This is a genomic window from Vibrio sp. zbq_1, from assembly GCF_043102935.1.
GTDB classification, from domain to species: Bacteria; Pseudomonadota; Gammaproteobacteria; order Enterobacterales; family Vibrionaceae; genus Vibrio; species Vibrio parahaemolyticus.
The window spans coordinates 1-12,377 of record NZ_JBICJH010000023.1; the positions used below are offsets into that span (position 1 = coordinate 1).

The 12,377-nt window shown below is 44.7% G+C and carries 10 protein-coding genes; 5 read left to right on the forward strand and 5 right to left on the reverse strand.

Annotated elements, in window-relative coordinates; all coding sequences use genetic code 11:
* Both ACF8CV_RS11170 and ACF8CV_RS11175 read left to right on the forward strand, forming a co-directional pair.
* Positions 1-858, forward strand: an 858-nt coding sequence (locus ACF8CV_RS11170) for a flagellin (RefSeq protein WP_273977096.1), incomplete at its 5' end; no start/stop codon positions are given.
* A 116-nt stretch (positions 859-974) separates the two neighbouring features.
* Complete coding sequence (locus tag ACF8CV_RS11175; protein ID WP_138938601.1) at positions 975-2,099, forward strand: flagellin; 1,125 nt, start codon at positions 975-977, stop codon at positions 2,097-2,099.
* A gap of 93 nt (positions 2,100-2,192) precedes the next feature.
* On the opposite strand, the gene crr is transcribed toward ACF8CV_RS11175, so the two are convergent.
* From crr to cysZ, 5 genes are all read right to left on the reverse strand, one after another.
* Positions 2,193-2,702: a PTS glucose transporter subunit IIA gene (gene crr / locus ACF8CV_RS11180; protein ID WP_005382041.1), complete on the reverse strand. Its 510-nt coding sequence runs from the start codon at positions 2,700-2,702 to the stop codon at positions 2,193-2,195.
* A gap of 121 nt (positions 2,703-2,823) precedes the next feature.
* Positions 2,824-4,548, reverse strand: coding sequence for a phosphoenolpyruvate-protein phosphotransferase PtsI (ptsI, locus tag ACF8CV_RS11185; RefSeq protein ID WP_005489822.1), 1,725 nt, complete (start codon positions 4,546-4,548; stop codon positions 2,824-2,826).
* A gap of 140 nt (positions 4,549-4,688) precedes the next feature.
* Positions 4,689-4,946 (reverse strand): HPr family phosphocarrier protein, encoded by a 258-nt coding sequence (locus ACF8CV_RS11190; protein ID WP_005436894.1) that lies wholly within the window; start codon positions 4,944-4,946, stop codon positions 4,689-4,691.
* 298 nt (positions 4,947-5,244) lie between these two features.
* Positions 5,245-6,213, reverse strand: a complete 969-nt coding sequence (gene cysK, locus ACF8CV_RS11195) for a cysteine synthase A (protein WP_005489833.1) — start codon at positions 6,211-6,213, stop codon at positions 5,245-5,247.
* 163 nt (positions 6,214-6,376) lie between these two features.
* Positions 6,377-7,120, reverse strand: coding sequence for a sulfate transporter CysZ (gene cysZ, locus ACF8CV_RS11200; RefSeq protein ID WP_005489850.1), 744 nt, complete (start codon positions 7,118-7,120; stop codon positions 6,377-6,379).
* Positions 7,121-7,369: 249 nt separating this feature from the next.
* Between cysZ and zipA the strand changes: the two genes are divergently transcribed.
* The 3 genes from zipA to ACF8CV_RS11215 all read left to right on the forward strand — a co-directional run bounded on the left by zipA (position 7,370) and on the right by ACF8CV_RS11215 (position 12,342).
* Positions 7,370-8,320, forward strand: coding sequence for a cell division protein ZipA (zipA, locus tag ACF8CV_RS11205; RefSeq protein ID WP_005454582.1), 951 nt, complete (start codon positions 7,370-7,372; stop codon positions 8,318-8,320).
* Positions 8,321-8,409: 89 nt separating this feature from the next.
* Complete coding sequence (ligA, locus tag ACF8CV_RS11210; protein WP_025611976.1) at positions 8,410-10,422, forward strand: NAD-dependent DNA ligase LigA; 2,013 nt, start codon at positions 8,410-8,412, stop codon at positions 10,420-10,422.
* 510 nt (positions 10,423-10,932) lie between these two features.
* Positions 10,933-12,342 (forward strand): porin, encoded by a 1,410-nt coding sequence (locus ACF8CV_RS11215; RefSeq protein WP_005454568.1) that lies wholly within the window; start codon positions 10,933-10,935, stop codon positions 12,340-12,342.
* Positions 12,343-12,377: the final 35 nt, after the last annotated feature.

Below are 12,377 nucleotides of genomic sequence, written 5' to 3' on the forward strand. Positions count from 1 at the left end.
GACCTGTCTCTACAATCAGCAAACGGCTCAAACTCGAAAGCAGAGCGCGTTGCGATTCAAGAAGAAGTGACAGCACTAAACGACGAACTAAACCGTATCGCAGAAACCACCTCTTTTGGTGGTAACAAGCTACTAAACGGCACACATGGTGCGAAATCGTTCCAAATCGGTGCTGATAACGGTGAAGCAGTAATGCTTGAGCTTAAAGACATGCGCTCAGACAACAAAATGATGGGTGGTGTGAGCTACCAGGCTGAAAGCGGTAAAGGCAAAGACTGGAACGTTGCACAAGGCAAAAACGACCTAAAAATCAGCCTAACAGACAGCTTTGGTCAAGAGCAAGAAATCAACATCAACGCGAAAGCGGGCGATGACATCGAAGAGCTAGCAACGTACATCAACGGTCAAACAGACCTAGTGAAAGCGTCAGTAGACCAAGATGGCAAACTGCAAATCTTTGCTGGTAACAACAAAGTAGAAGGCGAAGTGTCATTCTCTGGCGGTCTGTCTGGTGAACTAGGCTTAGGCGACGACAAGAAAAACGTTACGGTTGATACTATCGACGTAACTTCAGTTGGCGGCGCACAAGAATCAGTAGCAATCATTGATGCGGCACTGAAATACGTAGACAGCCACCGTGCAGAGCTGGGTGCATTCCAGAACCGTTTCAACCATGCAATCAGCAACTTGGACAACATTAACGAGAACGTGAACGCGTCGAAGAGCCGTATCAAAGATACCGACTTCGCGAAAGAAACGACGGCAATGACCAAGTCACAAATTCTATCGCAAGCGTCTAGCTCAATCCTTGCGCAAGCGAAACAAGCGCCAAACTCAGCGCTAAGTCTTCTAGGTTAATCTACCTAACACGACAAGATACAAAAGCCAGGCTCATCCCTGGCTTTTTGCTTATCGGCTATACCGATTTAGATGCGTCCTAACAGGATGTTCGACAAGGCATTCATATCGATTAGATGGTCTCTTTAAATACCAATGTTGCCGCAATGATAACGCAGCGACATCTTAGCCAAGCAGCCGATCAAAACGTTGCGTCACAGAGAAACCTGTCTTCGGGATATCGGATTAACTCAGCAAGCGACGATGCTGCAGGCCTACAAATATCGAATACTCTCCATGTTCAAACGAGAGGGATTGATGTCGCCTTAAGGAATGCTCACGATGCCTATTCTGTCGCTCAAACCGCAGAAGGCGCGTTGCATGAGAGCAGTGATATTCTGCAACGGTTACGCTCTCTCGGGCTTCAGGCCGCAAATGGCAGCCATGAACAGGATGATCGTACAAGTCTTCAACAAGAAGTTATTGCACTACAAGATGAATTGGATCGTGTGGCAATCACGATGACATTCGCGGATAAAAACCTCTTCAATGGCTCTTATGGTTCTCAGAGTTTTCATATTGGCGCCAATGCGAACTCTATATCATTGACGCTCAGAAACATGCGTACGCACATACCTGAAATGGGCGGACAACATTATCTGGGTGACAGTTTAGACAAAGACTGGCGGGTAACGAGAGATAACCAACAGTTCGCGTTTGAATATCAAGACAATGAAGGCCAAACGCAATCTAAAGCATTAACACTCAAAGTAGGCGATGGCCTTGAAGAAGTGGCAACCTACATTAATGCCCAGCAATCGGTAGTCGATGCTTCCGTAACGCAAGAGCATCAATTGCAGTTTTTTACCTCGACACTGAATGCGCCAGAAGGCGTCACATGGAAAGGCAATTTTGTCGATGAGATGGATATAGGTTCCGGTGAGTTGGTGACCGTTGATGATCTCGATATGTCGACAGTAGGAGGCGCTCAGCTTGCTATTGGTGTGGTGGATGCGGCGATAAAGTATGTTGATTCTCATCGCAGTGAAATCGGTGGATTTCAGAATCGTGTGAGTGGCACGATCGATAATTTAAACACCATTAACCGGAGTGTTTCGGAATCAAAAGGGCGAATTCGAGATACAGACTTTGCTCGGGAGTCGACAGTAATGGTGCGCTCTCAGGTTCTGCAGGATGCGACAACTGCATTACTTGCTCAAGCGAAGCAAAGGCCGAGCTCTGCACTAGGCTTGCTCAGTTGAACGTGTTTCAGCGATGCGCATCGGCCAGAAAAAATTCAGATAATAAAAAACGCTGCCATTGGCAGCGTTTTTTCGTGTTCGGATAAGTAAAAATTACTTAGTTACACGTAGAACTGGAGTTTCACCAACAGTTACAGAACCAGAAAGCTTGTTCAGCTCTTTGATTTCGTCCATGTTAGAGATAACAACTGGAGTTAGTGTTGACTTCGCTTTCTCTTCTAGAAGAGCTAGATCGAATTCAATTACAGTGTCGCCAGCTTTAACAGTTTGACCTTCTTCAGCGATACGCGTGAAGCCTTCGCCTTTAAGTTCAACTGTATCGATACCGAAGTGAACGAAAAGCTCAACACCGTCGTCAGACTCGATAGAGAATGCGTGGTTAGTTTCGAAGATCTTACCGATAGTACCGTTTACAGGAGCTACCATTTTGTTGCCTGCTGGCTTGATAGCAATACCGTCACCAACGATTTTCTCAGCGAAAACAACATCTGGCACATCTTCAATGTTTACGATTTCACCAGATAGTGGCGCGATGATTTCGATTGCACCAGCGTCAGCGCTGTCATCAGATACAAGCTTCTTAAGTTTGTCAAACAGACCCATTGTGTCATGCTCCTAAGGTTTGGTTTTATTCTGTCGAATTATAGTATACCAATATAGCCCATTAGACGACTTTTTTCGCCGTCTAATGGCCATTAAGTATTGAATAACTTGGTACTACTGATTATTGAGTTTTCTCAGCAATGAACTTTTCAACTACTGCTTCAATTTCTGCTGCAGTAGGTAGAGAAAGTGCTTCTTCAGCCATTGCTTTCACTTCTGCGAAGTTAGAGTTACGGATAACTTTCTTCACTTTAGGGATAGAGATACCGCTCATTGAGAACTCATCCAGACCCATACCTAGAAGTAGAAGTGTTGCACGCTCATCGCCTGCAAGCTCACCACACATACCAGTCCACTTACCTTCAGCGTGAGAAGCGTCGATAACTTGCTTGATCACGGTTAGTACAGCTGGTGATAGAGGGTTGTAAAGATGAGAGATCATCTCGTTACCACGGTCAACCGCTAGAGTGTACTGAGTAAGGTCGTTTGTACCGATAGAGAAGAAAGATACTTCCTTCGCTAGGTGGTGTGCGATCGCTGCTGCTGCAGGTGTTTCAACCATTACACCGATTTCGATGTTTTCGTCGAATGCAAGACCTTCAGCACGTAGCTCTGCTTTGTACTCTTCGATTGCGTTCTTAAGCTCGCGGATTTCTTCAACAGAGATGATCATTGGGAACATGATACGTAGCTTACCGTGTGCAGACGCACGTAAGATGCCACGTAGTTGATCACGAAGGATTTCACGACGATCCAAGCTGATACGTACTGCACGCCAACCTAGGAACGGGTTCATCTCTTGAGGTAGATCCATGTATGGTAGATCTTTATCGCCGCCGATATCCATAGTACGGATGATCACAGCTTGACCGTTCATTGCTTCTGCAACTTCTTTGTACGCTTGGTACTGTTCTTCTTCAGTTGGTAGCGCAGTACGGTCCATAAATAGGAATTCAGTACGGTACAGACCAACGCCTTCACCACCGTTACGGATGATACCGTCACAGTCTTTCACTGTACCGATGTTGCCGCAAACTTCTACGCGGTGACCATCTGTTGTTTCTGCGTGTAGGTCTTTAAGTTTTGCTAGCTCTTCTTTCTCAGCTAGGAATGCAGCTTTAACCGCTTTCGCTTCTTCTACTTCAGCTTCTGATGGATTAACAACGATCTTGTTGTTCATCGCGTCAAGAATCAGCATGTCGCCATTCTTAACTTTCTTAGTGATGTCGTTAGTACCAACGATAGCAGGAAGCTCAAGAGAGCGAGCCATGATAGAAGTGTGTGAAGTACGACCACCGATGTCACAAGCAAAACCCAGCACGTAGTCTAGGTTGATTTGCGCTGTTTCAGATGGCGTTAGGTCGTAAGCAACTAGGATAACTTCTTCATTGATGTCGCTTAGCGAAACGATGTTGATGCCTAGTGCGTTCTTCACGAAACGAGAACCGATATCACGGATGTCAGTTGCACGTTCTTTTAGGTATTCGTCGTCTAGAGACTCAAGAGCACATGCTTGTTCTTCGATCACTGAGTGGATAGCGTGATCAGCAGTCATCTTGTCGTTTTTGATAAGTGCTAGGATTTCCTCTTCTAGCTCTTCGTCTTCAAGAAGCATTATATGACCTTCAAAGATCGCTTCTTTTTCTTCGCCGAAAGTTTCAAGCGCTTTTTGCTTGATAGTTTCTAGCTGAGCTGCAGATTTGTTACGAGCGTCAAAGAAACGTGCAACTTCTGCTTCTACTTGATCATCAGAAATAGTGTTTGTGTTTAGGACAATTTCATCTTCTTGAAGTAGTAGTGCTTTACCGATTGCAATACCAGGAGATGCTAGGATGCCTGAAATCATAGCCTTACCTTAAGTTTGGTCAACTTTATAAAACGGGAGAATAATGGGTGCGCTAACGAATAGTTTTAGCTTAGTTTTGAGCCTATTTCCAACGAAGCCATTTTGCTTTCACAAAATGGCTTCTGGAGTAGGAGACCGGATTAGTGTAGTTGGTCCATTAGAGCAACTAGGTGGTCTACAGCTTGCTGAGCTTGTGGGCCTTCAGCAGAAATAGTAACAAGAGTACCTTTTACTAGGCCTAGTGTTTGTAGTTTGAATAGGCTCTTAGCGCTAGCGCTTTTACCGTTAGAAGTCACAGTGATGTCCGCGTCGAATGCTTTAGCTTCTTTAACGAACTGTGCAGCTGGACGAGTGTGAAGACCGTTTTCTGCTGTGATTTCTACTTGCTTCTCGTACATGTGATATACCCCAATAAATGTATTTTTTTGTTAGTTTGTGACTAGATTTAGCTTAACTGCTTTATATCTTGTGCGCTAGCACGGGAGAGTTCAAAGCGTGTCAGTTCTGATACTAGTCAAAAGTTTGGTAACTACGCAACTGTTTGCGTGCGCAATTACTTTGAAACCTTTTTGTGTTCTGCTTCTTTATTTTGAAGCTAGAAATAAAACACCCTGATATTACCAAAGGTAGGGCAGGGATCAACAAAAAAGCCCCTGAACGGGGCTTTTTTAGACGAAAAATTGATTTGACCACATATTATTGTTGGTTCTCTTTTTCGGTAAAGATACCAGCAAATAGCGCCGTACTTAGGTAACGTTCACCTGAACTTGGCAGAATTGTCACGATGGTTTTTCCTTCAAATTCAGGTAGTTCTGCAATTCGGTTCGCAGCAACAACAGCTGCGCCTGAAGAGATGCCCGCAAGGATGCCTTCTTCTTCCATTAGTCGACGAGCCATCTCAATTGCTTCTTCAGAAGTCACTGGCTCAACTCGGTCGATAATGTCCAAATCTAGGTTTCCAGGAATGAAACCTGCACCGATACCTTGGATTTTATGTGGTGCTGGTTGAATTTCTTCGCCTGCTAGCGCTTGCGCGATTACTGGTGATTCTGCAGGTTCTACAGCAACAGAAGTGATCGCTTTACCTTTCTCACCTTTAATGTAACGGCTTGTACCAGTGATAGTGCCACCCGTACCAACGCCTGCTACTAGCACATCGATTTCACCGTCTGTCGCATCCCAGATTTCAGGGCCAGTGGTTTTCTCGTGAATTTGCGGGTTAGCAGGGTTGTTGAACTGTTGTAGAAGAAGGTATTTTTCAGGATTGCTTGCTACGATCTCTTCTGCTTTAGCAATTGCGCCTTTCATGCCTTTCGCTGCTTCGGTTAGCTCAAGGTTTGCACCTAGTGCTTTAAGTAGCTTGCGGCGCTCAAGGCTCATTGATTCAGGCATAGTTAGAGTCAATTTGTAACCGCGAGCGGCTGCTACGAACGCTAATGCGATACCTGTGTTACCACTGGTTGGTTCTACTAGTTCTACGCCTGGCTTTAAAGTGCCAGCTTTTTCTGCTTCCCAAATCATGTTTGCACCGATACGGCACTTAACACTGAAGCTTGGGTTGCGTGCTTCAATTTTCGCTAGAACGTTACCTTTGCTCACTTTGTTTAGGCGAACTAGGGGCGTATTACCAATGGTAAGAGAGTTATCTTCGTAGATTTTGCTCATAGTGATGTTCCTTCATTACACGTTGTGTGAATATGGATAGAAGAATATGCGGTATAAAAAAAAGGGAAAAGGATTAAAAAGTTATATCTTATTAGGTTGGCCGAGAATTTAGTAAAAAGAAAGGGAAGCGCATCGAACAGCCTTCCCTTTCACTAAATTTGACCTAGCGCTGATGTTTAAACTCTGCCACCCACATGGCGGTCGCACCGCATATTGCAACAGGCATGACGATAAGGTTCAAAATTGGAATCGTTGTGAATACTGAAACCAACACACCAAAGCCATAGGCTTTACCTTGCTTTTGTTTCAATTTGTAACGCATGTCGTTGAACGGAATTTTGTGGTTATCGAACGGGTAATCACAATATTGAATCGCGAGCATCCACGCGGTAAAGATAAACCATAAAACCGGGCCAACAGTTTGCCCTAGTGCCGGGATAAGTAAGAGCAAAAACAAGCCAATTGCTTTAGGCAGTATATAAAGCAGTTTTCTCCATTCGCGAGCAAGTACGCGAGGCACATCTTTTAGAACAGCCGTAAAGCCGTCGTCATTAATTTTTTTTCCGGTTAGCGTCTCTTCAACTTTTTCTGCTAACAGCCCGTTGAAGGGAGCGGCAATAAAGTTGGCTAACGTGCTAAAGAAATAAGAGAAGGTGGCCAGTATCGTTAGAGCAAGTAGGGGCCACAAGATATACGTGAGCCAAGAGAGAAACTCTGGTAACTGTCCAATCCAACCTTCAATCCACATGTTCAAGTGGGAGAATAGATAGAAGATAGCCCCACCCACGAGAATAATATTTGCTAAAAGTGGTAACACGACAAAACGTCTTATCTCTGGGGAGAGCGCCAATTGAATTCCGTATAGGAAGTAACCGAATCCGGTTCGTTGCTGATTGTTAATCTTCATATCCAATATTTTCGTGTGAGTGAGAACTCATTGTACCTGTCGATGATTTTCTTTCAATGCCCTAACAATTAGGGTCTTGCAAAGTGGAATCGTGGCAAGAATCACAACAAAAAACGGAACTTCTTGCATTAAGTTGTTCTAAACCTACATATAGTTTTGGTAAAGTAAACGTATCATTCAGATTTATTGCACTTGGGTTGCTGCTCAAGGAATTGCGAGTAGTAAAAACAGGTATATTGAGAGTAAATAATGCAGGAATTGCGATTCGTACTCATTGTTGTTGGCGCATTAGCCATCGCGGCATTGCTGTTTCATGGTTTGTGGAGCAGTAAGAAAGAAGGCAAAGCAAAATTTGGCAACAAGCCACTTGGTAAGCTGGATGTTGACCAAGGAGATAAAGATTCGGTTGAGCAAGAGCGCAGTTTCGCTCCTGCCCCTGAAGACGATTTCGAAATCATCCGTAAAGATCGCAAAGAACCAGACTTTGGGATGGAAAATACGTTTGATAGTAAGTTTGAGGCAGATCCCTTGCTTGGTGGTGTGACAGAAGAAAAGCCTTCTGTAAAAGAAGAAGCCGAGGAAATCCCTTCTTTTGTCGCGATGAAAAACGATGTTGAAGATGTAGCAATTCAGCCGTCTGAAGTCGAAGAGCCAATGCAAGAGGTGATTGAAGAAGAGATTATGCCTTCTGCATTTGATGCGCCTAAACAAGAGATGGAAATGGTTGAAGAAGTGGCTCCTGCCGTTGTTGAACAACCAGAAGAGCCAAAGCCAGAGCCGGAAATGCAAGTGATCGTGTTGAATGTTCATTGTGCGGGCGAAGAACCATTTATTGGCACTGAACTTTTTGACAGTATGCAGCAAAATGGTCTTATCTATGGCGAGATGCATATCTTCCATCGTCATGTTGATTTATCTGGTAACGGTAAAGTGCTGTTCAGTGTGGCTAACATGATGCATCCGGGCACACTTGAGCATGGTGATCCCGCAGAGTTTTCGACGAAAGGCATTTCCTTCTTTATGACGTTGCCTTGCTATGGCGAAGCTGAGCAAAACTTCAACTTGATGTTGAGAACTGCGCAGCAGATTGCGGATGATATGGGAGGAAATGTTCTCGATGACAAGAGAAACTTAATGACTCCTGACCGTTTAGCTGCTTATCGACGCCAAATAGTTGAGTTTAATGCGGCTAACGCATAATCTTACTACCCAATTATAAAAGGGCTCCGATTGGAGCCCTTTTTCATGGATTCCCAACCTCATCGATTGACAATATACGGGGCTTTACTATGTCTGAATCAGTACATCAACGGCTAGAAGAACTCAAAGAGTCGTTGCACTACCACGCCGTTCGCTACTACGTGGAAGATAATCCAGAGATTCCAGATGCAGAATACGACCGCCTAATGCGTGAACTGCTAGAAATTGAAGCTCAACATCCTGATTTAGTTACGGTTGATTCGCCAAGTCAGCGAGTGGGTGGTAAGCCGCTTTCTGAATTTAGTCAGGTGACACACGAAGTCCCAATGTTGTCATTAGATAATGCATTCGACGACAGTGAACTCGACAGCTTCCATAAACGTGCTCAAGACCGAATCGGTGGAGAAAGCATTAAGCAGTATTGTTGTGAACCAAAGCTAGATGGCTTAGCCGTGAGTCTGCTGTATGAAAACGGTATTTTAGTTCAAGCGGCAACGCGTGGTGATGGTACTACGGGTGAAAACATCACTGAAAACGTGCGCACCATTAATGCCATTCCTCTGAAGCTGAGGGGTGATGACTGGCCAGCTCGTCTTGAGGTTCGTGGTGAAGTATTTATGCCGAAAGCGGGCTTTGAAAAGTTGAATGAGCTTGCGCGTCAGAAGGGCGAAAAAGTATTTGTGAACCCTCGCAATGCAGCAGCAGGCAGTTTACGTCAATTAGATTCGCGTATTACGGCTTCGCGTCCACTTAGCTTCTACGCATACAGTGTTGGAGTTGTGCAAGGGGCTGATTTGGCAGCCAGTCACTATGAGCGTTTTCTACAGATAAAATCTTGGGGGCTGCCAATGTGTCCAGAGACCAAGCGAGTCGACAGTTTGGCAGACGTAAAAACTTATTATCAAGACATTCTGCAGCGTCGTGATGCATTACCTTACGAAATTGACGGAGTCGTGATCAAAATTGACGATATTGCCGTCCAAGAGCGCCTGGGTTTTGTTGCTCGCGCTCCACGTTGGGCGATCGCATACAAATTCCCGGCTCAAGAAGAAATCACCACATTGAATGAAGTTGAGTTCCAAGTTGGCCGAACGGGAGCGATCACTCCTGTTGCTAAGTTAGAGCCCGTGTTTGTTGGTGGCGTGACGGTGAGTAACGCAACGCTGCATAATGCGGATGAAATTGAGCGCCTTCAAGTAAAGATTGGTGATCAGGTCGTGATTCGTCGTGCTGGCGATGTGATTCCTCAAGTGGTTTCTGTCATCAAAGAGCGTCGACCAGAAACGGCGCGAGATATTATTTTCCCAACTCAGTGTCCTGTTTGTGGTTCGCACGTAGAGCGTATCGAAGGGGAGGCGGTGACTCGATGTACTGGCGGTTTGGTCTGTCAAGCTCAACGTAAGCAAGCGCTCAAGCACTTCGTCTCACGTAAAGCGTTGGATGTTGATGGTTTAGGTGACAAAGTTATCGAGCAATTGGTCGATCGTGAAATGGTAGAAACACCTGCCGATCTATTCAAGCTTTCGGCTGGCGTATTAACCGTATTGGAGCGCATGGGGCCAAAATCTGCTCAAAACATTGTTAATGCGTTAGAAAAATCGAAGTTAACAACCTTGCCACGTTTCTTATACTCGTTAGGTATTCGAGAAGTGGGCGAGGCAACGGCGGCAAACCTAGCTCAACACTTTAAATCACTGGAAGCGATTCAAGCTGCAACGGAAGAACAACTTATTGCTGTTCAAGATATTGGTGTGGTAGTTGCGAAGCACATTACGACTTTCTTTGAAGAAGAGCAAAACCAAGCCGTTGTTCAAGATCTCCTTGTGCAAGGTATCCACTGGCCAGAAGTTAGTGCACCTGAGCAAGGCGCAGAACTGCCACTAGAAGGTAAAACTGTCGTGCTAACGGGTACACTATCTCAACTTGGACGAACTGAAGCAAAAGAGGCGTTGCAATCTTTGGGTGCAAAAGTCACTGGCAGTGTTTCCAAGAAAACCGATATTTTATTTGCTGGTGAAAATGCAGGTTCTAAGCTCGCTAAGGCGCAAGAATTGGGTATCGAGATAAAAACTGAGCAAGACTTGCTTGAATTGATAAATTAAGCACTATCAAAAAAGATAAAAAATAACTAAAAGCCCCACAGGCAAAGCTTGTGGGGCTTTTTCTTTACGCATATTAAGTGTGTTTGTATGTCTTGGTTTTGTGTTTTCTGCGTTTCAGTGATCAGGATCTCCCCTTCGAATATCCGAATCTATTTGTATTCAAGTCTGCGATGCACTTCATGTTGAATGTTTGCGTGGTGATTTAAGTGTTTGAATTTAAATGTATATATTCAATGTTGCGGTGTTGGTGTTAAAAATAAGATCTGGATCAATAACTTATATGGAACTTTGGCGTGGCTCATATTTTTTTAGAAAAAAAATAAGTTCCGTTTGGATGTTTTTAGGTGCGAAGTTAGTCTTAATGGCGTGGATACACGGTGTGTATGCAGGAACTAAAAAAAACCAAATTAGAAATAATGAGGTTTAATCAGGAATTTACTTCTCTCCTTCGGCGGCCAACTAAAGGTGAGATAGAAAAATACAGCTATATCCATTTTTAGGAGTTTTTCCATGGACAAATTTTTTAAGGTTTCAGCGTTAACTGCAGCAATGTTTGGTGTTGTTGCTGTTGCTCCAGCTACTGCATCGACTGAGAGTGCAGCGGGTGGTGAATACGTAGAGAAAGTGAACGAATTTATGCATGACTCTAGTCTTAATGCAATGTTCTTAGTTGACACTCGTTCACGTACACGTACTACAGGTAAACCTGGTGGTGAGAACGGTGACCGTTGGAGCCGTCTAAACTACTCTTCTTACAACGCTATCCTAGACTTCACTTCTGGCTACCACGATGGTTGGGTTGGTGCAGATGTTGCGGCTTACTACTCTGGTGATCTTTACAACGACAGCCTTTACAACTCAAACGAAGGCTACCTATGTAACGAAATCTCAACCTGTAACAACCTAGATTGGGGTGCAGGTGACGGCCAACAACTTAAAGTTTACAAAGCTGCGCTTAAATTCAAAGCAAACGAAAACTTTAACGCTCGTGTAGGTATGCTACAAGCTGGTGGTAACGGTACTATTGGTAACGTATGGAGCTTTGTACCTGGTACTTACCGTGGCTTCGAACTAAACGCTAAGCTAGGCGACTTCAACCTAAGCTACTTCGGTGCAGACCAATTCACAGCACCTTGGCTACTTCACGAAGATGACTACGCACCAGCGCTTTGGTCTGACACTTCATGGAGCTACCTACACTCTCTAGGTCTAAACGGTAACCTAACTGACAGCTTGTTCTTCCAAGTTGGTCTTGGTCAAGCGACTGGCGTTAAATACGCAAATGGTATCGACTGGGGCGCAGGTCAAGTGACTAGCTACCACAACGAAACTGACAACACATCTTACAAAGCTTACTTGAAGTACACAGTAAGTGACCGTACAACTCTTGCATTTGACTTCTACGGTGTTGATGACGATGTGAAATACGATGGTCTAGGTTTCCACACTGGTCTATCTTTGAACCAGTCTTTCGGCAAGCTAGCATGGATGTCTGAACTACGTTACACAGACACAGACAACCGTTCTGACTTCGTTCCACGTACTATCCATACTTACGGTATGAACAACGGTACTTGGTCTCAGTGGTGGGATGCTCTATCTGACTGGAACAAAGCGGGCGAGCTAGCATGGTACAACCGTCTATCTTACAACCAAGGTAACGGCTGGAACTACTACCTAGGCTTTGGTTACGGTTCTGGTGCCGACTCAGCTGCAAGCGGTGCATCTGGTGACTGGGATTACGAAAGCGAGTACGCATTCAACGCAACAGTATCTTACTCTCTACAGAGTGGTGCGCTTAAAGGCTCTACAATCCGTCTACACGGTACAATCCTAGAGCGTGACGAGTACGCTGGTGCTGGCGACGCGGACGAGACAGACCTACGTCTACAAGTTCTTATCCCTTACAGCTTCCACTAATCAATTAGTGAATAATCAAAAAGGAGCCTAATGGC